The following is a 24,676-nucleotide window of genomic DNA, read 5'->3' as shown; positions in this document are numbered from 1 at the left end:
CCCGAACGGTAGTGAGGGACTTTTGAATGTGTAGCGCGGGGTTTTAACCCCGCGCGTGCGTAAGGTGAGCGAGCACGGCTCGATTAGGAGACGGTTTTTGAAACCCCCCTCGAGTACTGACCCGCTTTCAGGACAACGTCTTCAGCAATCGGGCGAGCGTCGTGCCCATATCGGCCGGCGTCGGGGCGACGGCGACACCTGCTTCTTCGAGCGCCGCGATCTTTTCCGCTGCCGTGCCTTTGCCACCCGAAATGATGGCGCCAGCATGTCCCATCCGTTTGCCCGGAGGAGCGGCTCGGCCCGCAATGAGCGCAGCGACCGGCTTTTTCATGTTGGCCTTGATCCACGCAGCCGCCTTTTGCTCGGCCCCGCCACCAATCTCGCCAATCATGATGACCCCGTGCGTGTTCGGATCGTCGTTGAATAGCTCCAGCACGTCGATGAAGTCCATGCCGCCCACGGGATCGCCTCCAATGCCAATGCACGACGATTGGCCAATTCCGAGCGCCGTGAGCTGTCCGACTGCCTCGTACGTCAACGTGCCCGACTTGGAAAGAACGCCGATATTGCCCGGCTTGTGAATGTGCCCAGGCATGATGCCAATCTTGCATTCACCCGGCGTGATGATGCCCGGGCAATTCGGCCCAATCAGCCGCGTGGGCTTGCCCTCGAGGTACCGGCGCACCTTCACCATGTCGAGCACCGGAATGCCCTCCGTGATGCAAATCACGAGACGGCAACCCGCATCGACCGCTTCCGCAATCGCGTCGGCTGCACCGACCGGCGGAACGAAAATGCACGAAACGTCGGCACCTTCATTTCGTACGGCTTGCTCCACCGTATCGAACATCGGCACCTTGTCGTCGAACTTTTGGCCGCCTCGACCAGGCGTCACGCCCGCGACCACCTTCGTCCCATAAGCAATGCAGGCGCGGGCATGTTGTGAACCATATTCGCCCGTGATGCCTTGAATGACGACGCGCGTATCTTTGTTGACCAGGATGCTCATCGCTATCGAATCCTTGTTTGTCCGGGCGCCTTCAGGCAGCCGCGCCTTGTTTCACCGCGGCAATGATCTTTTGCGCGCCGTCCGCCATCGACGATGCGCTCTGAATGGTCAAACCGCTTTCGTCGAGGATCTTGCGCCCAAGCTCCACGTTCGTGCCTTCCAGGCGCACGACGAGCGGAACTCTGAGCCCAAGCTCCTTCGCCGCAGCCACCACGCCCGAGGCAACGACGTCGCAACGCATGATGCCACCGAAGATGTTGACGAAAATGCCTTTGACCTTGTCGCTCGTCAAAATCATCTGGAACGCTTTTTTCACCTGCTCGGTGCTCGCTCCACCGCCCACGTCCAGGAAGTTCGCCGGTTTGCCACCGTAATGCATGATGATGTCCATCGTGCCCATGGCCAGCCCCGCGCCATTGACGAGACACCCGATGTCACCATCGAGCGACACGTACGAAATGCCCACGTGCTTCGCTTCGAGCTCCGTCGGGTCCTCTTCGTCGGTATCGCGCAGCTTCTCCCATTCCGGATGGCGGATCTCGGCGTTGTCGTCCATCGTCATTTTGCCGTCGAGCGCCATGATGTCGCCCTTCTTCGTGACGATGAGCGGATTGATCTCGATGAGCGAACAGTCCTCCGCAAGGAAACACTTGTAGAGTTTGTCGACGAGCGACACGAACTGCTTCATCGTTTCTTTGGCGCCAAGCCCCAGGTCATAAGCGAGTTTGCGCGCTTGAAACGGCGCGAGCCCCAAGACCGGGTCGACGTGCAGCGTGTGGATCTTCTCGGGCGTGTCGTGCGCGACCTTCTCGATGTCCATCCCGCCTTCACGCGACCCCATGATCGCGATGCGCCGGCGATCGCGGTCGAGAAGCAGCGCGAGGTACAGCTCGCGGTCGATGTCGATGCCTTGTTCGATGTAGAGCCGCCGCACTTTTTGGCCCTCGGGGCCCGTTTGTACGGTTACGAGTTGCATGCCGAGGATTTTTTCGGCAAGCTCCCGGGCTTCTGCAACACCTCCCTTGGCCACCTTGACGCCGCCGCCTTTGCCGCGACCACCAGCGTGGATTTGCGCCTTTACGACGACAACCGGAATTCCTGTTGCCTCGATGAGCCGTTTTGCAGCAGCTTCCGCCTCGTCGACGGTAAACGCCGGCTCGCCCTTCGGTACGGGGACCCCGTAACGAGCGAAGATTTGCTTTGCTTGATACTCGTGGATTTTCATGCGAGGGACGGCAAGGTATCACTAGATGCGACCTGCATGCGATCGAAAATGAACTTGCGACAAATTTCTTCGAGCGAACGCGTCCGCAACCTCGTGGCTGTTGCGCTTTTCACGGTCTCCGGCGGATGCAGTGGTCCGACGGACGTGCCCGTTCGAGCGGGGAAGGAGCCAGTACCGGTACTCACACGAGCGTTGCCGACCGATGCCGGCGCCGATGTGACGATCCCGGATGCCGGGATGTCGATGGATTCCGGCGATGCGGGCGAGCAAAGCATCGCGGCGGAAGAGCCGAAGGGGCCGTGTCCGGACGACATGGTTTACGTCGACACGACGTATTGCCCCGAAGTGGAGCTCAACTGCATTCAAAAGGCCTACAACAAGGCCAACAAGATCATGATTTGCAAGGAGTTTGCCAAAGGCGAACAGCGCTGCGTGACCGATCTGCGACGACAGCGTTTCTGCATCGATCGTTACGAGTATCCAAGCCGCGAAGGAGCGCATCCGCCGGTCATGGTCGACTGGTTCGATGCGCTGGCGATGTGTCAAGAGCAAGGTAAGCGTTTGTGTTGGGAGAGCGAATGGGTGTCGGCGTGCGAGGGCCCAGCGAAAAAGCCGTTTCCTTATGGGTACAAGCGCGACCCGGCCATGTGCAACATCGACAATCCTTGGCTCCAACCGACGCTCGAAAAAATTTATTCGAAGGACAAAACGATCCAAGAGCCGGAGCTTTTTCGGCTGGATCAAAGCGTTTCGAGCGGCGAGCGGCCGGAGTGCAAGAGTGATTTCGGCGTGTACGACTTGACGGGCAACGTCGACGAATGGGTCAATGCCGAAAAAAAATATCCGAAATCGAAATGGGCGGGGCTCAAAGGTGGCGCCTGGGGGCACGTGCGTAATGCATGTCGGCCGATGACCGTGAGCCACGAACCGGAATTCACGTATTACTTCGTTTCATTTCGTTGTTGCGCCGATGCGGCCCCGGATGCGGCGGCCGATAGCGATCCCAAGCTGTGGCGTCCGCCGGCGCAGCCCGATCCCAAGAAGAAAGGGCCGCTATCGAAAGGCTGGACGCCGCAGACGCGCGCGCCGCATCAGCCGGGGCCCGTGCATCCGTGAGGAGCACGTGAACCCAAATCGACGATCCGTATCTTCACCGATCGAATTCAGAGCGATCCATTGCAGCGTAGCGGATCCTCGGCAAGGATGAGGATCCAAGCATAATACTCGCTCTTGCCCACCCGATATCCCTCCCACAAGGTGTACCGACGACCACCATCGATATGCCTGAAGATGTCGGGACCGACCTGGATGGTATAGTTACCGTGCCCGGCTGGCGTTTCCGCCATTTCGAGATGATTGAAGAGGATCAGTCGTCCGTGGGCAATCCGGCTGCCTGCCTCGATCTTGATGGGATGTCCGCAACGCCAAACGTAATGGCCATCCACGCGCAAGAGCAGCCCGTCGTTGGGATCCCAACGTTTTATGAGCGTGTCGCTGGGATTGGCCTCCTTGAATGCGACATTGAATGAGACGAGGTCCGGCGCAGCCTCACCATTGATCTTGACGCTCACCGGCGTCAAACCCTCCGAATGATTCACGCCGCATCCCGCCGCGCATGAAAGGGCCACGACGCCCGTCGCAACCAAACAACGTGCATTCATTGCACTGCCCATTCCTTCCCGTCGTCCAGAATGACGTATCCAGGTCGCGATCGGCGACAGCGTTGCAGGCTATTGGCTCGACCATCCACCCGGCTTTCACCTGCTCCGCCCAAAATTCTGCCCTCGCCAGCAGCCCCGCCAATGCGTTCTTCGCTGGCGCTACCAGCCAATCTGCCCTCGCCGGCACCCCCGCCCATGCGTTCTTCGCCGGCGCTACCAGCCAATCTGCCCTCGCCGGCACCTCCGCCAATGCGTTCTTCGCCGGCGTTTCCGCCGAGCTTTTCCTCGCCCGCACTTCCAGCGATGCGTTCTTCGCCGGCGCTACCAGCCAATCTGCCCTCCCCAGCACCTCCACCAATACGGCCTTCGCCAGCGCTACCCGCCAGCCGTTGTTCTCCTGCGCTGCCGCCGATTCGCTCAACCGTCGACGCGCATTCTTCGGGCAATGCATACCATTGCCCGTCGACATGCACGGCGCCGTAACGCGCACGGTCAGGGCCATCGATGGGCGCCATGGGGTAGAATGCAGACGCACATCCCACGCCGCAACCGATTGACAACCAAGCAATCCAAAAGAGTTTTTCTCTACGAATGCGCAGCATGGCCTTCAAAATCGAAAAACCGGCGTGAACATGCGCGCCTGCGTGTTGAAGACCGGCTGCGTCATCCCTCCGGCAATCATGAGCCCAGACCCGACGAGCGTCGTGGCACCACCGATCATGAGCAAATTGAGATCACCATCGCTGGCACCCTCTGACGTGATCAGACCACCCATACCAAAGAGCATCATCACGAGACCCGCGCTCAAAAATGGCGCACTTGCGAACATGAGCCTGAGGCTATGGGTGTTTACTTTGGGCGTCGGAGACATCGGTCCAGGCGGGAGCAGCGTGATACGAAGTGTGTCGCTCTCCGCCTCGACTTTGCGCGGCGCCAAAGGCTCCGGTGGCTTCTCACCCGTTGCAGAACCTGTCGGTGGCGTAGCGGTCGGCCCAGGAACGGTCGGTGTCGTAACGTTCGGTGCGGGAACCGTCGACGGAGGCGCTGGCACTGGAGGCGCTGCTTTTTCGCACTTTCCGCCTTGACAGACCAAATCACCCGAGCAATCGACGTCTTTCGTACACGTATTGGCCGGTGGATCGACGCACGCTCCTTTTTCGCAGATCCGATTGCCTTTGCAATCCTTGTCCGCCGTACATTGCGCCGATGCGCTCATGGGCCACGCCAAAGAAAGCAGCACCAAACACGTTAGGAAGCGTGGAAAACGCCGAAACATGCGCGAAAGCTACACGCCACAATCACCCAGGTCAACCGATTGCTGCACGAACCGGAAACGCACGTAGCGCAGCCTCGCCGACGAGCACTCGCGATGCACTCGTACGTCGCGCAGCCTCGCCGACGAGCGTTTTTCTCGACCAGCCGACGCATCCTTCTCCAACGAGCTTTTGCAGGCTCGCTAACTGGCCTCGGTTTTTTTTTCGGCTCCCCCTCTCCGCGCAGCGAAGCGAAGTTGGAGAGGGGCCGGGGGGCGAGGCGCCAAAGCGCGACAATTTCGGAGTAAGTTAGCGCTTCTTGGGCCGGGGGGTGAGGTGCGAATTGCGAGCAATTCCTGATGAACACCCTCTAACGGCGACGACGCCCGAGCAACCGCAACAAGGAGCACGGGCAGCGACAGGGGATCAACAGGAGGATACCTGTACCACGGAACTCTTGCACGCGGTTGAGGTCTGGCATTAGGCTTCGGATCTGTCAACGACATCGTCATTTACCCACCTTCGCATGGACCGAATAGAAGACTCTCAAATTGGCCGTAACTGCCGTCAGATCAACCAAGGCGACATTTACTGGGTCGAACCGGATGACACGCGCGGATCCGTTCCAGGTATCTCCCACCCACATGTCGTCGTCCAGGATGATGTCTTCAATCACTCTCGCATCATGACCGTCGTCGTTTGTGCACTCACCTCGAACCTGAATCGCGCGAACGAGCCAGGAAACGTGCTTCTTGATCCAGGCGAGGGAAATCTCGAGAAGCGGAGCGTGATCGTGGTCTCGCAGATCTCTTGCCTTTACAAGTCGCGTTTGGGCAACTACGTGGGTTCATTATCGAGCGAGCGCGTTTCGCAGGCGCTCAGCGGATTGCGGTTTTTGCAGTCTTCGTTCTACCGATGATTGACATCTCTCGCGCCCCGCGCGTTTGTCGTGGTTTACCTCTCGCGCAGCAAACAGTACCCCTCCCAGGAAAATCACCCATGCCCCGCCTGCTACGAAATGTGCTCGCCATCGTCACGGGAATCCCCATAGGCGGATTCGTCAAGATCGAGACATGCTGCGAGCATGAACGAAGTCGCTTGTCGATGCCAAGGCAATCGCGGGCGACGGAAGTTGGAGGATCCACGATGATCGCTTTTCACTTCAAACTCATCCCAGAATAGGTACTCTCGATACCATGAAGACCACCGTGCGACACGTGTTTACATTCATGGTACTATCGATGGCGACCCTTCACTGCGCGCTCGATAGGGACGGCAGCGCCCTCTTCGGCGCTGACGGGGGAAGTGCTGGCGGAGGCGGAGACGGGCTTGGCAATGGCGCTGGCGGCGCAGGCACCGCCGGTGGCAACGTGGTCGGCGCGTCCTCTTCATCATCTGGTCAAGGTGGATCCACGTCATCGCCGGCGCGCCGCGTCGAGATCACGTTCGACAATCAAAGTGGACCGGCAATCGATGATTTTCCGCTCCTCGTGCGCCTCGATGCAACGCGGATCGAATACGCGAGGACATCACCCAATGGCGCGGATCTCCGGTTCGTCGACGCCGATGGAATCACGGTTCTGCCCCATGAAGTCGAAGCTTGGAACCCCGATGGTATATCGTTCGTGTGGGTGCTCGTCCCCGACATTGACGCGACGTCGACCGATCACATCTTCATGTATTACGGTGACCCCGCAGCCGGCGTCGCCCCGGACCCTTTGAAGTTATGGAAATCGTTTGTCGGAGTTTATCACCTTTCGGGTTCGACGACCGTCGGATTCGATAATTCCCCGAGCGCTCATCACGGTACCGTGAATGGCAACGTGACGACGGACATGAATGGCCGAATAGGTGAAGGTATTTCGCTCGGCGGTTCCGGTCGCATCGACTTGACCGGCGTCGACCAATTCAGCGCCGACATGGGCCAAGTGCGCACCGTCGAGGCATGGTATTCGACCACGCACATGGCAGCACAGCGGCTTTTCTCTCAAGAATCGAACTGTCTCGGATTTGGCATGACGCTAGGTACCACCAACATCCGATATCGAGGTAGCTTGTTCACGGGCGGCGGCTGCGGAACGCATCAGCCTTTTTACGCTCAAACGAACGATGCGACCGCGGACGGGCAATGGCACTACGTAACGATGGTCCTCGATCGACCCGGCAGTGAAATTCGGCTTTATCTGGATGGCATGCTTGCCACGTCGAACAGCATTGGCAACGGGAACGATGCACACAGCGCCAATGCATGGATTGGATCGGCTTTTGATGGAAATAGTGCCTTCCAAGGGCGCATGGATGAATTCCGGGTCGCCTCGAAGAATCGGTCGGCTGGGTGGATTGCGGCGCAAAACCGATCGGTCCGCGATCAGTTCGTCACCTATGGCGCTCCGCAAATGCCGTGACCACCCTGCGCGCCGATGTCGCTCGACGAGCTCGTGACGTGCGTCTGTACCGCAAATTGGACGCCCAGCGCCCGGCCGACTTTCTGCCGGACCTGGCCGCGAGCCCGTTTACGAGCGATTCCCGCAGAAATCCGAAAAAACGACGGCAGATCGACCATTCCGAGCCAGCACAACCCTGCAACCGGCCCATTCCACGCAAGCTGCGGAATCCCTGCCAGTTCACGTCGTGAAGTTGTTGGTCAAGGAGTCAACATCTCCCCAATTGGAACGAGCGAGAGGCGGCCGGCGTTGTTGATGTTGAAAATCGATGGATGCGAGCCGGCGGTGGACTGATACGCATCGGCGTAGACGTCGGCGAGGCTTCGATCGAGCGATATCGAGACATTGGTCACGAATTGCCTGGAGAACCCATCGTTGACCCAAGCAGGCACTTCGTCGTCATACGCGCCGGCATAGGATACTTCTTTTGCATTGGCAGCCGTGATCAACGTGACGCCTTCGAGTGGCACTTCGCCCGCATTCATCCCGCATCCATATTCGATGCCGTCGGCGCTTGCATCCCCAAAAACCCCAGAGAAACAGCTTTCGATGACCACGAGCGCCCGGCGATATTGGCCATTGCTCTGCATCGAACAGAAACTTTCGCGCAGGCGGGTCGGAGAAAATATGTCTCCTTGGCTAGACAAACCCTCTTCGGCCGTTTGGGCATCGAGCGGCATACCCTCGGCGCCTCCATGGCCTGCGAGATACACGTACACATTGCTCGAGTCGGTCGGGCTGATCACCTTGGGCGTCGTGCTTGTGACGACACCCGTGAGGATATTCTGCAGGTCGGCGCTCGTAATGGTAATTCCGTAATCGATGACAGCTCCGCCGTACACGTCACCTCCGGCAGGTTCGTTGCGGACTTGGCCAGTTTTATCGTTGCTGGGATTCGTGGCGATGTCGTCGGCGAGGATCAGGACGATGTGATCGTCGTCGATGCCATTTTCGCGCAAGAGCCGGTATTGTTGCAAAGCGTCGGACTGGTGGCGATAATTGCTCCACCCCGAGGAAAGCGCGGCAATGACTGCCCAGGTATCGGATTTTGCTTTCGCGGGCGTCCACATGGATTGATCCACGTTCGGAGGTCCGAGGCCCGGCTTGACGAAAGCCCCCGAGCTCGTCAAAAAGGTGGGATCGTCCGTGGAAAACCGCTTGTCGACCTCGAGCCCGCTCGGTCCGATGGTGAAATGTGCATACGTCGAGGAGGCCAGGTCCATATAAAGTCCCGGCTCGAATTCGAGAACGCCCGTGGCGCCTTGGATTTTCGGCCGCTTTCCCGCACGCAACTCAGCGAGATTGTTCTTGATTCCGGCGGCATCCCAGCCATTCGAATTCGTCTCCGTACCGTCCGCGATTTTCTTCATCCCACTTATCAACGGCTTCCACCCCACCCCGCCAGACAACTCCAATGCGTAAGCGAGCAAAAGTACCGCGTCGTATTCGCTTGGACCATGCGGAGCCAAACGTGATTGCGGAAAACGCTCGCCATACGCGGCTTCGAAAGCCTCCGTTCCAGCTCCCACGAATCCTTCGATACCTTGCGCACCGAGACTCGCCTCTTCCATGTCGTAAGGATCGAGCCCCGTATCGGCAAAAACAATACGAGGGCGAGGCATGCCCTGCGGTGGCAACGATTTTACGATACATTGCATCTCCGGGGGACTGCCTGGAGCGACGAACAACATTTCCGGCATCGTCGCCATGGCTTCCATGACTTTGTTTTCGCACGGACCCATGGAATCGATGGTCACGATGTTCACGGCGTCCTCTGGGAATCCAAGCTCTTGGGCGAAAAACCCAAACCACGAAAAAAATGTATACCCCGAAATGTCCAACGACGTGAGTAATGTCACGCGTTTGGCTTGGTTCTGTTGCGCAAAACGGACCAGCAGCTCCGTTTGCGCGATATCGGATTCGCGCGTGCGCCAAATGGGGCCTCTGCCACCATACGCGCGAAGCAAATCATCGGAGGTCGATGTGGTCGAGACAATGGGCTTGTTCGCTTCGAGAAAATAATTGGCAACGAGCGATAATCCGCTGGAGCCTGGTGGACCAATCACGGCGACGTGTTCTTCGTCATTTGCGAGCGCTTCCGCTCGAGCCAAAAAGCCATCCACGTTCATGATATCCGGATCGACGTAATCAAAAGCGATTTCTCTGCCGGCTACACCTCCTGCGGCATTGATGTTTTCACGCGCCCATTCGAAATTCGGCAATCCTTCGACCGTGGGGTCTCTGTCGGCAGGCATGAAGATGGCAATGCGGAGGGGATCGAGCGCGACGGGCAGAGTCGGAGAGCTCGTTTCGTCGGAACAGCCGACGGTCATCAGAAGTGGCAAAAGTGATAACACTGCGACACGTTTTTGGCGGCGAATCATGGTCGTCGTTTCACTTGAAATCGTCATGGAACCTCACCTCCGCGTCAGCCCGGCGCACCACTTGGCAGGCAAATCGAGCGGCGATGGGCCCATTGCAGCGCCACCGCCGCTCGATCGAAGCGGTCAGTCGGTGCAATACGTGAAGTTGTCGTCGTACGAATTCACCTGCAACTTCGTGCAGCTACCATTGCCACTCGAATCGAGCCACACTTTCTTGCACGCATTTGCCCAAAGCCCAACGTTGAAGCTCGAATCGGAGCACCAACCGGCCTTGTCGCCGTAATCATTGAACGTCCCGGCGCATTCGATGGCTGTCGAGCACTTGTTGCCGTCCACTGCCGAGCAAGCGCATACCGTATCGATTTTGGCTCCATCCGAGCTATTCATCTCCATGATGAAGTATTCTTTATTCGAATTGCTGACCGATCCGGTTGCTGAAACAGCGCAAACCTTTTCTTGGCCGTCCGAAAGCGTGTCCGTGATGGTGCATTCCCAATATTTCCCGTTGTTGAGGTATTGGAGCGTGATGTCCCCGGAGGTTCCCGAATTACTGCCGGACAAGTCGATGTACAAATGCGTCGGGTCAGCATTGACCGGGGGCAACTTTTCCGGCGGGCGCACGCAATATTCCTGATTTACGTCGGCGGTGCACGCACCCGCTTCGCAAGTGCCGCTGATGCAATCTTCTCCCGTTGCACAAGCAGCTCCGGCAATCCCCTCGGTGGGTGCAGGAGGCTTCGGTTGGCACGAACCCACCGGTTCGCCGGTCATCGGATCGGGGCTCAACTGGCATACCAGCCCGGGCTTGCATGCAAACGTGCTGGACCTATCCGATCCCGTCGGCGTGCAGTCCTCGTTTTCGCCGCGCTTCCCGACCAAAAAGATGGGCTGCGCAATAGCTTCCGGATGCGGCGCGCATTGCGAGACGGCTTTTTCGAGCTGGCGGAGGTAATCGCCGGCCGCGTCGGCGTCGTAGCTGATTTCGCCGTTCTCGACGAGGGGACTGTCGAGCACCTGGCCAAGCCCCGCCGAGCATTTTGATTCTTGTAAACATTCTTCGACATCCGCGTACACCACGTCGGCGCCTGAACAACAACCAACCGCCCCCGCACAATGGATTTCATCCGCCAGCGCGCAAAAATCTTCCGCCGCGACCGCGCCTTTGATTTCGGGGACATCCACGATCGCATTCGGCGGCGGATTTGCCGTCGTGGGATCTTCGCCCGAGCATGCGGCAAGCGTCATTCCGATGAGCGAAAAAGCGGCAGCGTGAGCAATTGAAAGGTTCCCGAGGGTGAAGTGTTTGGCCAAAGAAAGCATGATTGTGATCCTTTCAGGTCGTCCCCCGCATTCGATGTGCGGTGAATCGATGTGGTTCACTCCCTTCGCAATCGATGTGCCAACTGCGTCGAAGCGCCCGCGCGTTTGCGATATCGTCAAAAGCAGCGTTTGCCTGCTGTCGTGGTGCTGCGCGACGTGCCTTGGAGGCGCTGGCTGGAGGTTCGCGCCCTCAGGCTGGAGGTTGGAGCCTTCATCGGGACGTACCCGCGACGTTTCGATCGCTTCACCGAGCGTCAGTGGTTGTTCCACGCACACTCCAGCACAAAATGCATTCAATAACCGAATCCCGTAAAGCAAACCCGTGTATAGTGCATGACCATGCACCGAAATCGTGTTGTCATGACGTTGTTCTTCGTCTTCGTCGGCTTACCCGGTTGCGGCGGAGAAACGCCCGCTACCTCCACGTCCAGTGGCGGAGGCGGCACGAACGGGTCCGGGGGGTCCGCCGGCGCCGGCGGCATGGCTGGCGCAGGTGGCATGGCTGGCTCGGGCGGAGGCATGAGCTCGTCCTCTGGAGGCTCGGGGGGCATGTCGTGTGTCCCCGTCGATGATCAGAACCCGTGCACCGACGACGTTTGTCAAGGCACCATGCCCATTCACACGCCCTCGCCCGCGGGCACCGCGTGCACGGAAGGGGGCACCGTGTGCAATGGCGACGGCAGTTGCGTCGAATGCGTCCTTGCCAAGGATTGCCCCGGTGAAGACTCGACGTGTCAGTACCGCACCTGTGCGCTGGGCAAATGCGGTCAGCAATTCGCGCCCGTCGGGACGCCAGCGTCGAACCAAGTCGCAGGGGATTGCAACAAAATGTATGCGACGGTGAAGGTGGCGTCACGCCGCAAAAAGACGACACGGACCTCCCCGACGACATGAACGCATGCACCGACGACGTTTGTCAGGGGGGTGTCGCATCGAATCCGAACAAGCCCAAAGGAACCGATTGCGGGGGTGGCCTCGCCTGCGATGGCAATGGCGTGTGCACCGGCTGCATGGCGCCGACCGATTGCCCCGGCGTCGACGAGGAATGCCGGAAGCGCTCGTGCAATGGAGGTTTGTGCGGTTTTCCCATCACGGCCATGGGGACGGTGCTCGCCGCGCAAACGCTGCACGATTGCAAGTCCGCCGTTTGCGATGGCAATGGCGGCGTCATGGACCTGCCGAACGACACCGATTTGCCGCTCGACGATGGCTCGCCTTGCACGGACGAAGCATGTTCGGGCGGAATGCTGCTTCACCCGGCCAAACCCAATGGGATAGCGTGCACCGATGGCGACGCTTGCACGCTAGGCGATAACTGTCAGATGGGCGCTTGCGTTCCCACGAGCCCCGTGATGTGCAATGCGAATATGCTCTGCGTCGCCGGTTCATGCGCCAACTGTGTGAACCAATTCATTGGCCCACGATTTGTGTCGACAAACGCCAATCCCACAGCGGTGGCCATGGCGGACTTCAATGGGGATGGCAATCGAGATCTCGTCGTTTCGCAGCTCGGTCTGTCCAGCGTGAGCGTGATGATCAACTTGGGCAATGGCACATTTGCCCCCAAAGTTGATTACCCGACCAACACATTCCCTCGCGACGTCGCCGTGGGCGATTTCAACGGAGATGGGCGGCCGGACATCGTCGCGGCCAACGAAGCGGGGAACAACGTGAGCGTTTTCATCAACTTGGGCAATGGCACGTTCGGGACCAAAATGGACTACCCCACGCCACCCACGCCACAGTCGGTGGTTGCGGCGGATTTCGATGGCGACGGCAAAATGGATGTTGCGGTAACGACTCCCAATCCTGGGGCCGTGACCGTACTTCGCAACATCGGCAACGGCACGCTCGCGCCCGCTGGAGACTATGCGGTGGGTGGTTTTCCCATGGGCCTGGTCGCGGCGGACCTCGATGGCGACGGCAAACCCGACCTCGCGACATCGAGCGACTTTTTCAGCACATTGGTCGTGCTGCGTAATTATGGCAATGGCACGTTTGCCCCCGTCACGGCTTACCCCACGGGCCTCACCCCGCGTAACGTGGATGCCGCAGACGTGGACGGCGATGGCAAGATCGACCTGGCCGTCGTGAAGGGTAGCAAGGCTGTCAGCGTGTTTCGTAACAACGGTAATGGCACCTTCGCCGCGCCGATCGAATACCCCACCAACGACTACTCCACCACGCTCGCCTTGACGGATATCACCGGCGATGGCCGAGCCGAGCTCATCGTCGGAGGCGATTTCAACAAAGCACTCGAAGTGCGCACCAATAGCGGCGGAGCATTCGGCCCGAGCCGTTCCTATTCGATGACATTCAGCGTGTTGGGCATGGCGGCCGGGGACCTCAATGGCGACAGCAAGCGCGATCTCGTGCTCGTCGGTGGCTCCGACGTGAGCGTGGTCTTGCAGGACGGCAGCGGTATCCTCGGAACGATTTCGTACCTCACCACGGGCAACCTGCCTTATGCGGTGGGGGCGGCGGACCTCGATGGCAATGGCCATGTCGACCTTTTCACGGCAAATCGGAACAGCAGCACCGTGAGCGTCATGCTGAACAATGGCAACACCACGTTCGCCCCCAATGTCGAGTACGGCGTTGGATCGAGCCCCTATGCGGCGGTTTCGGGCGATGTGAATGGTGACGGCAAACCCGATATCGTGGCGTTGAACAACAGTGGGGGCAACGTGACGGTGCTCCTGAACAACGGAAACGGGACATTCATGAACGGCGGCAATTACTCCGCCGCTTCCGGGTACGCATTGGTTCTGGCAGACTTCAATGGCGACGGCAAACTCGACATTGCTGCGGGAAATCAATCCGGCAGCAACGTGAGTGTGCTGCTTGGCAATGGCGACGGTACGTTCGCCGCCAAGATCAATTACCCGACGGACTCTGCCCCCCGAGGTATCGCTGCAGCGGACTTGAATGGCGATGGCAAGCCCGACCTCATGACCGCGAACAACAGCACTTCGAGCGTCTTGCTCAACAATGGCGATGGCACGGGCGGGAGCATTTACGGCTTCCAGGTAATCTCTACTCGCTCGGCGCCAAGCTGACGCAGCAGCGAGGTTATCTGCTTTTCGGCCTGCACTTTGGCCCGCGTTTTCATCTCCGACGTGTCGGCAGCTTTCCGAATGGCTGCGACGGCTTCGCGCCTCGCTCGAGTTTCGAGCTGCTCATTGCGCTTTGCCAACACGCTGGTTGTGCGCGTGTATACATACGTGGCGTTTTCATCGAGTCCCGCGTGAAACACTTCGGGAGCGGGCAAATGCAGGCTCGCGGTCTTGCCGGTCGCGTCCATGGAGACGTCAGCTTCTGCCAGTTTGGAGAGATCAATCCCCAACGTAGCTTGGCCCACGGCGACGAGCAGGATTGCATCGGTGGCTTGTACCAATCCGAACATGTGGCTTTGAGTGTCGGTTAAATCGATCACTTTTTCCACGTGGACTTCAGCGGTCTGAAGGCGCGCCAGGTCTCGCACGGCGACGAGGACGTTTGGAGTTGAGTGGATGGTTACGACGCTTGTCGAGGCGGCTGGAGGCGTCCAGGAGGCGACACCGAGGCCAATGGCGCCGGCGATGGCGAGGATGGCTGTGAGGAGCACGGCCGTGAGCTGCCACTTTTTCGCGGTACGAGCCGGACCGTGCGCGTACGGATCCACGAGGGGGCGCTCTGATTCGGGCTCATGAGGGTGCTTGGCCATCGAAGCCAGCATAACTCATCTGCGCGTCGCGTCTTGCGTTATTTGGCGCTCGCGTTGGCGGGCGTCAATGGAGCGGGCGCTGATGGCGTGAAAACGTCGTGGAAGTAGCTGATTACGGATTTCGAGAGCTATTCGATCCGTGCTGCTCGTCGCATCGGTTTGCCGCTCATGTGTTTCAATCATCAACAGATTCTGACCCACACGCGGTATGACGTTCCTCCGCGTCACGCGTGGGACGCCTGCAGGACATGATGAACTCCGCCTTCTTGATCAGCGCTTCGTGGCGGCTGACCCAAACATATTCGGCAATTTTTCCTGGGCCGCCGGGGCGCTGGAGCTGGCGGCGAAGTTTATCCGACAAGCGTTTGACGAAAGCCTGGACAATCGCCAAAATGATAGCCGAAAAAAACGGGGTGACCATGTTATCGCGTGAAAACCAGGCTCTAGCTCTTGGTTGTGTATTTATCGAAGTCGTTTTGGTAACCATATTTTCGGTGCTGGACTATGAAAAATGGACCGCCGCCGACCTCTCCTTCTGGCGCACCGTCCTCATTGTGCCACTTCTCTGGAACCTGATACACGCGCTGTGGAAGAAAGTGAAGGTTTATAAGATCCTGCTTCTGGCAGCCTTTGTCCTGATATGGCTGGCTGACATGCTCCTCATCCGCGTCTTTATTGCGGGGCTCGCCGTTTTCCTGGTCGCCCACATCCTCTTGGGCGCCAACTACCATATCCTCTACAAGAACACGCACAACGGCGAATACTTCTATGCCTAGCCGTCCTACTGCCCATGGCCGTCTATTATTTCTTTCTTTTCCCCACATTGAGGACGGCGTGATGAAGGTGGCCTTCGTCGGCTATATGCTGGTCATCGCCTACTCGGTTTGGAGGGGCTCTTGCTCTGGCATAGGTTCAATCGCGTCTTTGCGCTCGCGGTCTTTGTGGGCGAAATCCTCTTTTTGCTCTGCGACTGCCAGGTGGCCTACCACGTGGTTATTGGCAAAACCCCGCTTTTGCAGGTGATTAACAACCTCCTTTACTACGGCGGGCTTACCGCCCTTTCGCTTTCAGCCGTCTTCTTTGAAGAACGCAGGGGCGAGGTATGAACGGTGGGCAGGCTTTTTTCCTACGTATTCAAATACGCCCTCATCGTCTCCGCGCTCCGATACGGCATTCAGCTCCATGCGTTTTGCGCCATGTCGACGCACCTACATGATGTCGACATGGCAGGCAGAGCGCCGAAGACGCGAATCGTGCATGGTCCGCGGCTGGGCAAAGGAGAATGTGCGGTCATCGTGGATGGCTTCGAGGCTATTTTTTCTAGGCACACAACAATTCGACTGTAATGGTCACCAAAGAAATGATGGGACACGTCAGAAAATTGCTGCGTCATGTAGAGCTATTGCGTATCATGGTGGGTTTCCATAGCGCATCCTATTTACTCGATGCCGTCACGAGGAGATCCCAGAGTGAGCTTGCAGCCTTCGTCCCCGCCTCGCCTCATGGTCCGAACCACCGATGTGGATCAAACGCGCCAGGTCTTCGGCAAGCTCTATAGCAAGGTGGCTCTCGAACCGATGGTCAGCTTGCCGTTCAGTTATGCCACGCAAGTCCTCTCATTCGGCTCGGTTCACATTGCAACGGACGAATGGACAGGTGGCGGGCAGTTGGCCGCTCCCGCGATTGGCGACCGGTACATCTTGTCCTTCCCCGCCGAAGGGGTGCTCGAAGGAACCCTGCGTAACGAAGCATTCCACGGTGTACCCGGTCAGCGAGGTGTCGTGTTTTCGGCGCAACAGCCGAGTACGCTCACCATCGGAGCACAAATGTGACACACAATACTATCATTGATCGTGCCGCGCTCGAAGCGCATTTGTTGATGCTTACGGGGCAGGAGCTGCGTGGATCGCTCCATTTCAGCCCCGACCTGGATCTCACTCAATGCGCCGGAGCAGCCGTTTACAACCTGGCGCAACTCCTTCGGCGTGAGGCCGAGCGGCCCGCCCCATCGCGCCAGGTCATTGCCTCGTTGCGCGACGCCGTTTGTACCGCTCCACCCGAGCGGGTCATGCATCTGCGTTACGAATCGATTCTCGAGAATCCAGAACCCGAACTCAGGCGGTTCATTCGTTTCCTCGACCCGAGTCTCGAGCAAGATGCGTGGTTCGAGAAGGTCATTCCGATGGTAAAGAGCAATCCGGCAAAATGGACCAAGTTGCCCCTGGACGAACGCGCGCGTCTCGAGGCTGCGTGTGCTCCGGGGATGGCGATTGCTGCTCGGCTTGGCGCTGGTCGAGCTCGGGGCGGCTTCTCGTCAGTTTCTGGGATACCAGTGATAGGTGAGAAGGACCGCAATGCGGCTTCGGGTGCCATCCACTTTTGGTCCAAGGTGAAACGTGCTCGGACGCTGCGTCATTGCGATAGGAGTATCACGGATGTCATCGGGCCTTTGGCGACCTCGTCTTTGGCCTTCCGCGCGTGGCGCTTTTGACGGAGGGAAACTATGCGCCCGATTGCGCAGACTCGTCGGACGACCACAGCTTGATGAAGTCGGTACCCTTCAGCTTGGCCGCTTTCACGCGCTCGACGAAGCGATCGCTGAAGTAGTTTTGACGTGGCCCAATGGGCATTCGAAAGATATCGATGTCGCGAATCGCAGACTCGATGAATACGTACTTGCGGATGAGTACGAGGGTCATACCTTCAGGCCGCTCGATCTGCGACCGCTCGTGGTCAATGGCATCGATGACGAATCGCGGATTGAACACGAACAGCTCGACGCCGTCGTTGGTCGCAAGTGGGAGCAATTCACCATGCGCATCGAGGATGTCTTGGAGCGCATCCACAGCCGAACGACGCAAGATGAAGGCAGCATGGGCATATGGCAGGTCGGCGGCTTTGAACGCACCGCGCTTCGTGGCTCGATCGCGCTGCACCAGGATCGGCTTCCAGTCACGCTTCCGCGACGGGCCATAGAGGTTGAGTAGCGCGTCGACGTCATCGTAGTCGTTGCTGACGGTGTTGATGATCTCGTACCCATTGGCGTTCAGCGTATCGAAGACTGCGGTCATGGCAGGATTCCGTGTTCGAGGTTGTGGGCGATGAAGCGTAGGCGTTGGATCACCTCGGCCTGTGTATTTGCGCCTTTGAGTACCGTGTCGACGGCTTCGTAGTACGCGTTCGTATGAAGATTTCCGTGCACGGCTTTCCCATGGGGGTTTGGCGAGGTCTTGTAGCCGGGCAGATACACGCCATTGACGGCATCGTCAACGTCGATGTGGAACTTCTTCAAAAGCTTCACCGCATCTTTCGCCCGATCATCCCCATGCGCAACGATGTGATGGGCAAACTCGCCCGCTAGCCTTTCCAAGCCCACCCGTTTCATGTTGTCTCCGAGCACCCTCGACGATCCCGTCACAACGGCCTTTGCCGCCGCGCGCGGCACGCCTTTCAAAGAAGGCGCCACCGGCGCCTACCGTGCCCGGAAGGAAAATCGGCATTCTTCGCACGACGCTCAGCGAGAGCCGTATGCCACGGGTGATGACGACTTCGGCGAAAAGCACACCCGGCACGATTGCCGATTCAACCGCGGCAATCGCCAAATCGAGCGCCAAGAGCCGCAGCCATACTTCATCCGCGCCAGCGCCGTACCCCCGCCTCGAAACCTCGCAATGCAGCGCCCGCAAGCCACGGATCGTCGTACGCCGGCATGACGGGAATCGCGTCGAGCTCCTTGGCGCACATGTTGAAAACTTTTTCCAGCGCGCCGGGATTCTCGTCGTAAAGCCCCTGCAGCTCCAAGTCGGATGGCCGCGTCACGGCCTCCATGAGTTTTTCGCAGGTCGCAAAGATGCGCCCCACTTGCTTGCCTATCTTTTCGGCTCCGTCCTTCGCATCGTTCCAATCCTGGTCTTGCAGAAGCCGCGTCGCGTTCTGCGGGCATGTCGGTTGATTGATGCCCAAACCCGGTTTCGATGGGAGAAGCTGAAACTGCCCCAATTAGGCCTTGTGCCCTCGTCCGCTGCGCGCGTTTGCCGGTTGCGCAGGATTACGTTCGCAAAAGAAACCCGGTGGTGGCAGACAATATGGCGCACCGGACTTGCCACCGCTCGTGTCACAGGTATTGACGGGAGGTTCGCGTGGCAGCGTCGATGAACATGCGGGCGTCGATAGTGCCAAGAAGAGGCCCAGAATCAGCAAGCCGAAGCTCGTGCGACGAATTGCACACCAAAGTATGAAGCCGCGCAAGAACAGCATTATCGTTTGCATGTTGGATCCTTTCGCGAAAGCATTGATCCTCAAGTGCTTCCCATGCGAACCAGAATACACGGGCACGCCCTTGGCCGGTCAATCAGATGCAATGAGGCAAGGGCTCGTTGGCGCCCTCGGCTTCCCGAATATCTCGTGCCCAATGACGCGCGAATTCTCATATCAACGCGCGCGCTTCGGGGGGCGAGCGCCTTCAAGTCGAGTGTGCTGGTCGGAACAAGTGCCGCGTGGACCTGACGAAGGACCGCGTCGGGTTGATGAAGGATCGCGTCGGGTTGATGAAGGACCGCGTCGGGTTGATGAAGGATCGCGTCGGGTTGACGAAGGACCGCGTACGGGTTGATGAAGGATCGCGTCGGGTTGATGAAGGATCGCGTCGGGTTGACCCGGGATCGTGTGGACCTGAAAATGGATCGCACCCGGTTGAAAAGGGAATCGCGTGGACCTGAAAAAGGATCGCGTGGACCTGAAAAAGGATCGCGTGGACCTGAAAAAGGATGGCCTAAACCTGAAAATGGATCGCCTAGACCTGAAAATGGATCGCCTGGACCCACCAAGTCCGTTCCGACCGCTTCACCTAGCTCCACCGCACCATCCCTGTCGCCTCGTGGCAACTCGTCGCACAACTCAACCCTTCCACTGACCCGCCCTGACGCCGTATCGTTCGTGCCGAGTCCCCGCATTCGCCGAATCGAAACGCATGACCCCCGAATTCCCCGGCTGTAGCATCGTCGCCACCCTCGCCACAGATGCCCGCTTCGCCCTCTACCGAGGGCGTCTCGAGGATGGCACCTCGGTGCTCGTCGAATGCACGCGCATGCGCGCCCGCAGCGACGATCGCGCCCGCTTGCGTCGCGCCCACGCGCTCGGAAAAGAGCTCGGTGACGCCGTCACACCACGCGCGATCGGGTTCGTCGAACATGCCGAGCTGTTCGGCGTCATGCGCGAAGACCCCGGCGGCACGACGCTCGAAACGATCCTCGCCACGCAGCGCTTGCCACTCGAAACAGCGCTCGCGTACGCAGCCGCCGTCGCACGAGCGCTCGCCGTGCTGGCCGCGCAAGGCGTCGTGCATCGCGACATCACGCCAAGAAGCATCCTCGTGCGGGAACACGACAACGCAGCGTTTCTCGTGCACTTCACGTCCGCAGGACGCACCGGCGACGAATCTTTACGCACGCCGAACCCGGATGCCCCCGAAGGCACCCTCGTGTACATGGCGCCCGAACAGACGGGCCGGACAAACCGTCCGGTCGATCATCGAGCGGACTTTTACGCGCTCGGGGCCGTGCTCTACGAAATGCTCACGGGCAGCTTGCCGTTCACTTCGCAAGAACCCATGGCGCTCGTGCACGCGCACCTTGCACGAGCACCGAAGCCGCCGCACGAGCTGGAACCAAGCGTGCCTCCAGCGATTTCGCGCATCGTCCTGAAGCTGCTCGCGAAGAGCGCCGACGACCGCTACCAAAGCGCACGCGGAATCGCCGCCGACATCGGCATGTGCATCGAACGGCTTCGCACGTCGGGACGCGTCGATCCGTTTCCACTCGGAGGACAAGACCGCCCAACGATGCTGACGTCCGCCGTGCGTCTCTACGGACGCGACGCCGAGCGTGAAACGCTGTCCGCCGCCGTGGATCGCGCTCGGCGCGGGGGTCGCGAGATGTTCGCGATCCAAGGCGCCGAAGGCATGGGCAAGACGGCGCTCGTCATCGACATGTTCGCGCGAACGGCCGCCGATGATGCGTACCTCGCTTCGGAAGAGCCAAAGCCCCGCCGCTCTTATTAGGTCGGACAATCCCTGTCCGCCCCGGACTTGACCGCATTTTCCAGGCAGCGCATACCTGCGCGGGTTGTCGGACAAGTACATTCTCGAAGGGGACGGGCATATGGCGTCACTGATATTCGCCAATCGGTTTTTCGCATCCATCATGCAGCTTTGGCGGGCATCGATGCCGCTGTGGCTCTTTCTTGCGTGTGTTGTTGCCCAAGCGGGGTGTTTGTGCGACGCGCCCGGTCGACCTGCGAATCATCCGATTCATGCTTGCATCCCGCAGCATGCGTCGCTGCCGGTGGCTGGGTCCGTCGCGTCGAAAACGACCGCACCTGGAGCGATACCTGTTTCGTTCAACGTGAGCGACACAGGTGACGCAACGTTATCACTTCCGCTGGTTTCGGTGCCTGGGCGAGCCGGTGTCGAGCCTGACTTGCGGTTATCTTATAGCAGTGCCGGTGTTGACGGCGTGCTCGGTGTTGGTTTTTCCTTCTCGGGCGCCAGCGCAATTACGCGCTGTCCGAAGACGATGGCTATCGACGGCGAAATTCGCACCGTGCAATACGACGCGGATGATGTGCTGTGTATGGATGGCAAGCGGCTCGTCGTCGTTTCGCAAAGTGCAAACGCCGCTGAATACCGCACGTGGCCCGATATGCAAGTCAAAGTTGTTGGCCATGTTGCCGAGGATGGCTCGCGGTACTTCAAGGCGTATATGCCATCGGGACATGTCATCGAATATGGCAAAACCAAAGGAAGCCGGCCGGTAGCGCTCAGGGGCGCCGTGCGTGCGTGGCTCGCGAACGAAATGCGCGATGCTCGCGGAAATGCAATGACGTACGGGTATTGCTTTGCGGAGGCAGACGGCTACACCGCGGAGTATGCGCTCGACGAGATAAGGTATACGGCGTTCGACGGAATGGAGCCGACGCGTGCGGTTGCGCTCGTGTATGCCGCCAAGGAAGACGCACGCACGGTGTATTCGGGCGGAATGGAGCTTCGGCAGTCGCTACAGCTCGAGGAAGCGCAGATGCTGCTGAACAACGAGCTGGTGCGTCGATATGCTTTCGACTACGAGCAAAGCGAAGTGACGGGCCGGTCGCTGCTTACGTCAATCGAGGAATGCGGCGCGGATGGAGCGTGCAAGCCGCCGACGAGGTTTCAATATGCGGACGTTGAAGCTGGGTTCGAGGAGGTTGCGACGACGATAGCGGTGCCGCTGTCGCGGCGCGCGAGTTATATGCTGGCTGATTTTACGGGCGATGGGATTGGCGATTTTCTCGTGCCCGATACGACGCCGGTGTCGACGCCGACGAATCCGATCACGGAATGGCGAATTGCGCGGAATTCAGGAAGCGGATTCGGCGCGCCCAAGGTTGCCTTTTTGCAGGAATGGTCGTTCCAGCAGGATCCCACGGAGCCAGTTGATCCGGGAATCCTTCAACCGGAGCTCGGCACGGCGATCGATTACAATGGCGATGGCAAAGCGGATGTCCTTTTGCACGATGTGTACGGCAATCGGAACAACCACATCGTCTTGTTATCGAAATCGGACGGCACATTCGAAGAAGTCGACACGGGCATTCAAAGGCCGTTTCCATTGGGTCCTGCACCGAAGCAACTGCGTGGCGCTTCAGGCGCGGTGCATTTGGCCGATGTCGACGGCGATGGCGTATTGGATCTGATTCAATGCACGGATCATGGCAACAACGCCCCTCAATCTCTGTGGAATGTGCACGCATGGCGCCCTGGTGGGTTTGCACAAATCGGTACGGCAATCGACGAGCTGAACGGATACCCGTGCAACCTCGAAATGCACACGGTCGATATCGACAGAAGCGGGACCGTGGACTTGGTCATGCCCGGAATGATTGAACAAGGCGGTGTGCCATTTCAACGAGCACCGACCTATTACGTGTTTCGCCGTAACAGTGATGGGACGTGGGAATCGCACGATACGAGTTTGCGCATACCTCGAATGGTGGTCGCACGTTGTTCGTGGACGTCAATGGAGATGCGTTGCCCGATGCCATAACGTCCGGCGATCCTTCGGGACGACTGTGGACGTGGATCAACACGGGCAAAGGTTTTGCGGACAAGGCGGCAAATACTCTCGAGTGGGATGGGCTCATTCCGCAGACCACCTACTTCCATTTGGCGGCTGTCGCCGATTTCGATCAGGATGGGCAAGGCGATCTCTTGATGCCGCTCGTCGATGCCATCAGCCCCGACATTCCGCGCTGGGTGATTCTCCGTGCAACGCGCGGATCGAATGGGTTCACCTTCGAGCGGATCGAGTCGGGTATTCCATTCGAGCCGGTGCTCGGCGATGCGATTACGCTGGCGGACCCGCGAGGTCCACGCATTGGCGATGTAAATGGTGATGGTGCCCCTGATGTAGCGATCTTTCTGGGGAATGAGTTGCACCTTTTCAAGAACCGTGCAGCCGACCCGGATGTGCTCGTGGGGTTTTCCGATGGCATGAACGAGCATGACCCCGAGGATCCGGGCTTCATACCGAATGTGTCCATCAAGTATGGGCACTTGACAGATGCATCGAAAACGAACGGACAACCCCGAAGGAAACGGATTTCTATTTGTCGCATTGGGATCAGGCGAATGATTGCGCATACCCGCGGCATTGCGCGGTGGGCTCAAGCGTGTCGTGCGCGAATATGCAATGAACGAGGGTCAGGGCGGGCAACGTCGCTTTGGACTGCGGTATCGAGATGGGCGGTACGATCGTCGCGGGTATGGCTTCCTTGGATTCGGCGAGCGCATCCTGACGGACCTGGACACTGGCGCGACGACGGCGACATTTTACGACAACGAAACCCTTGTCAAGATTGGCGAGCGCAAGGCGTATCCGTTTGCGGGGCAGGTGAAATCGCAATGGCGGTGGGCTCCGGCGTTGCCAAACGAGCCGAATCCGAGCCGTGTAGAAATGGCTTTCGTCGATATTGTCGCAGACGTCGTTCCCACGAATGACGGGCGCACGTATTTCGCGCTGCCCACGAAACGCCATACGCGCCGCATGCAAGGCGCTTTTTCTGGAGCAGGTTCGCTTGAAGCATATGCTGAGGGCGTGGCCGCCAATGAAAACGCGACGATGCTGCGCGATACGACCGTGGATGTAGCGGCCTTTGACGAATTCGGCAACGTGCTCGAGGTTGACGTATCCACAGTGGGCGTCGACCTGACGACGCGTGTTTCGCGCACCGTGAAGAATGACGTGAGCCGTTGGATTTAGGGCAGCCGCAATGGCAAGAGGAGTGCAGCTCGGCTGCGGGCTTGACGCAATGCCGGACGATCACACGAACGACGAATGCATTTGGCGAAGTGGAAACGGAATCCACTTCGAGCAACGACAACATCGACGATACGAAGCTGACCGTGAAGTACGAGCGTGACCCGTTTGGCAATGTGACGAGCGTGGTTGCGGACGATGCATTCGGGCATCATCGGGAAACAACGACGGTGTACGATGCCGACGAGGATTTACCCGGTCAAGCACATCAATGGATTGGCGCACGAGACGCTCGTCGAATACGATCCCGCTCTGGGGGTGTTGAGAAGGGAGACTGATCCGAATCAATTGGCGACCGTGTGGCAATACGACAGCCTCGGAAGG

At 58.9% G+C, this 24,676-nt stretch carries 23 protein-coding genes and 1 pseudogene; 12 read left to right on the top strand and 12 right to left on the bottom strand.

Annotated features, from left to right (window positions below; genetic code table 11):
• Positions 1-127 precede the first annotated feature (127 nt).
• Together sucD and sucC are read right to left on the bottom strand one after the other, a co-directional pair.
• The gene (gene sucD, locus IPM54_19815) at positions 128-1,009 is read right to left on the bottom strand and encodes a succinate--CoA ligase subunit alpha (protein MBK9262037.1); all 882 of its coding nucleotides are present in this window, start codon (positions 1,007-1,009) and stop codon (positions 128-130) included.
• Between the two features lie 31 nt (positions 1,010-1,040).
• On the bottom strand, positions 1,041-2,234 hold the full coding sequence (gene sucC / locus IPM54_19810; GenBank protein MBK9262036.1) for an ADP-forming succinate--CoA ligase subunit beta: 1,194 nt from the start codon (positions 2,232-2,234) through the stop codon (positions 1,041-1,043).
• 36 nt (positions 2,235-2,270) lie between these two features.
• Here sucC and IPM54_19805 point away from each other — a divergent pair, with 36 nt between their 5' ends.
• Positions 2,271-3,350, top strand: coding sequence for an SUMF1/EgtB/PvdO family nonheme iron enzyme (locus IPM54_19805; GenBank protein ID MBK9262035.1), 1,080 nt, complete (start codon positions 2,271-2,273; stop codon positions 3,348-3,350).
• Between the two features lie 47 nt (positions 3,351-3,397).
• Here the strand turns inward: IPM54_19805 and IPM54_19800 are convergent, their stop codons facing one another.
• Genes IPM54_19800 through IPM54_19790 form a run of 3 tightly spaced genes read right to left on the bottom strand, consistent with a single transcriptional unit; the run spans position 3,398 to position 5,111 of the window.
• Positions 3,398-3,895, bottom strand: coding sequence for a hypothetical protein (locus tag IPM54_19800; GenBank protein ID MBK9262034.1), 498 nt, complete (start codon positions 3,893-3,895; stop codon positions 3,398-3,400).
• On the bottom strand, positions 3,892-4,497 hold the full coding sequence (locus IPM54_19795) for a hypothetical protein (GenBank protein ID MBK9262033.1): 606 nt from the start codon (positions 4,495-4,497) through the stop codon (positions 3,892-3,894). The genes IPM54_19800 and IPM54_19795 overlap by 4 nt, the downstream gene beginning before the upstream one ends.
• A 5-nt stretch (positions 4,498-4,502) precedes the next feature.
• Positions 4,503-5,111, bottom strand: coding sequence for a hypothetical protein (locus tag IPM54_19790; GenBank protein ID MBK9262032.1), 609 nt, complete (start codon positions 5,109-5,111; stop codon positions 4,503-4,505).
• Positions 5,112-5,674: 563 nt separating this feature from the next.
• Here IPM54_19790 and IPM54_19785 point away from each other — a divergent pair.
• Positions 5,675-6,067, top strand: coding sequence for a type II toxin-antitoxin system PemK/MazF family toxin (locus tag IPM54_19785; protein MBK9262031.1), 393 nt, complete (start codon positions 5,675-5,677; stop codon positions 6,065-6,067).
• A 277-nt stretch (positions 6,068-6,344) separates the two neighbouring features.
• Positions 6,345-7,553, top strand: coding sequence for a DUF2341 domain-containing protein (locus IPM54_19780; GenBank protein MBK9262030.1), 1,209 nt, complete (start codon positions 6,345-6,347; stop codon positions 7,551-7,553).
• Positions 7,554-7,792: 239 nt separating this feature from the next.
• Here IPM54_19780 and IPM54_19775 read toward each other — a convergent pair whose 3' ends face one another.
• Together IPM54_19775 and IPM54_19770 are read right to left on the bottom strand one after the other, a co-directional pair.
• The gene (locus IPM54_19775; GenBank protein MBK9262029.1) at positions 7,793-10,003 is read right to left on the bottom strand and encodes an ABC transporter substrate-binding protein; all 2,211 of its coding nucleotides are present in this window, start codon (positions 10,001-10,003) and stop codon (positions 7,793-7,795) included.
• 96 nt (positions 10,004-10,099) lie between these two features.
• A complete protein-coding gene (locus tag IPM54_19770; GenBank protein ID MBK9262028.1) occupies positions 10,100-11,641 on the bottom strand; it encodes a hypothetical protein in 1,542 nt (513 codons plus the stop codon).
• Between IPM54_19770 and IPM54_19765 the strand changes: the two genes are divergently transcribed.
• Both IPM54_19765 and IPM54_19760 read left to right on the top strand, forming a co-directional pair.
• A complete protein-coding gene (locus tag IPM54_19765) occupies positions 11,636-12,190 on the top strand; it encodes a hypothetical protein (GenBank protein MBK9262027.1) in 555 nt (184 codons plus the stop codon). The genes IPM54_19770 and IPM54_19765 overlap by 6 nt on opposite strands.
• Positions 12,115-14,355 (top strand): VCBS repeat-containing protein, encoded by a 2,241-nt coding sequence (locus IPM54_19760; protein ID MBK9262026.1) that lies wholly within the window; start codon positions 12,115-12,117, stop codon positions 14,353-14,355. Before IPM54_19765 ends, IPM54_19760 begins: the two co-directional genes overlap by 76 nt.
• Here IPM54_19760 and IPM54_19755 read toward each other — a convergent pair.
• Entirely contained in the window at positions 14,313-15,002 is a 690-nt protein-coding gene (locus IPM54_19755) for a DUF4230 domain-containing protein (protein MBK9262025.1), read from the bottom strand. The genes IPM54_19760 and IPM54_19755 overlap by 43 nt on opposite strands.
• Positions 15,003-15,110: 108 nt before the next feature.
• On the opposite strand from IPM54_19755, the gene IPM54_19750 reads away from it, so the two are divergent.
• From IPM54_19750 to IPM54_19730, 5 genes are all read left to right on the top strand, one after another.
• Positions 15,111-15,254 (top strand): hypothetical protein, encoded by a 144-nt coding sequence (locus IPM54_19750; GenBank protein MBK9262024.1) that lies wholly within the window; start codon positions 15,111-15,113, stop codon positions 15,252-15,254.
• Positions 15,251-15,778, top strand: coding sequence for a hypothetical protein (locus tag IPM54_19745; protein ID MBK9262023.1), 528 nt, complete (start codon positions 15,251-15,253; stop codon positions 15,776-15,778). The genes IPM54_19750 and IPM54_19745 overlap by 4 nt, the downstream gene beginning before the upstream one ends.
• A 120-nt stretch (positions 15,779-15,898) precedes the next feature.
• A complete protein-coding gene (locus IPM54_19740; protein MBK9262022.1) occupies positions 15,899-16,108 on the top strand; it encodes a hypothetical protein in 210 nt (69 codons plus the stop codon).
• Between the two features lie 363 nt (positions 16,109-16,471).
• Positions 16,472-16,834 carry a hypothetical protein gene (locus IPM54_19735; GenBank protein MBK9262021.1) on the top strand — a complete coding sequence of 121 codons (363 nt, stop codon included), beginning with the start codon at positions 16,472-16,474 and terminating at the stop codon, positions 16,832-16,834.
• Positions 16,831-17,493, top strand: a complete 663-nt coding sequence (locus IPM54_19730; protein ID MBK9262020.1) for a hypothetical protein — start codon at positions 16,831-16,833, stop codon at positions 17,491-17,493. Before IPM54_19735 ends, IPM54_19730 begins: the two co-directional genes overlap by 4 nt.
• A 10-nt stretch (positions 17,494-17,503) precedes the next feature.
• Here the strand turns inward: IPM54_19730 and IPM54_19725 are convergent, their stop codons facing one another.
• From IPM54_19725 to IPM54_19710, 4 genes are all read right to left on the bottom strand, one after another.
• Positions 17,504-18,073 carry a hypothetical protein gene (locus IPM54_19725; GenBank protein MBK9262019.1) on the bottom strand — a complete coding sequence of 190 codons (570 nt, stop codon included), beginning with the start codon at positions 18,071-18,073 and terminating at the stop codon, positions 17,504-17,506.
• The gene (locus IPM54_19720; protein ID MBK9262018.1) at positions 18,070-18,468 is read right to left on the bottom strand and encodes an AHH domain-containing protein; all 399 of its coding nucleotides are present in this window, start codon (positions 18,466-18,468) and stop codon (positions 18,070-18,072) included. The genes IPM54_19725 and IPM54_19720 overlap by 4 nt, the downstream gene beginning before the upstream one ends.
• Before the next feature lie 164 nt (positions 18,469-18,632).
• Positions 18,633-18,965 (bottom strand): hypothetical protein, encoded by a 333-nt coding sequence (locus tag IPM54_19715; protein MBK9262017.1) that lies wholly within the window; start codon positions 18,963-18,965, stop codon positions 18,633-18,635.
• Positions 18,966-19,001: 36 nt separating this feature from the next.
• Positions 19,002-19,271 (bottom strand): hypothetical protein, encoded by a 270-nt coding sequence (locus tag IPM54_19710; protein MBK9262016.1) that lies wholly within the window; start codon positions 19,269-19,271, stop codon positions 19,002-19,004.
• Between the two features lie 700 nt (positions 19,272-19,971).
• Between IPM54_19710 and IPM54_19705 the strand changes: the two genes are divergently transcribed.
• Together IPM54_19705 and IPM54_19700 are read left to right on the top strand one after the other, a co-directional pair.
• Positions 19,972-21,060, top strand: a complete 1,089-nt coding sequence (locus IPM54_19705) for a protein kinase (protein MBK9262015.1) — start codon at positions 19,972-19,974, stop codon at positions 21,058-21,060.
• Between the two features lie 163 nt (positions 21,061-21,223).
• Positions 21,224-24,630 (top strand): annotated as a pseudogene (locus tag IPM54_19700) (VCBS repeat-containing protein).
• Positions 24,631-24,676: the final 46 nt, after the last annotated feature.

The sequence above is a fragment of the Polyangiaceae bacterium genome, assembly GCA_016715885.1.
GTDB lineage: Bacteria > Myxococcota_A > Polyangia > Polyangiales > Polyangiaceae > Polyangium.
Note: the sequence above shows the minus strand (reverse complement) of the source record. Positions and strands in the feature narration are given on the sequence as shown.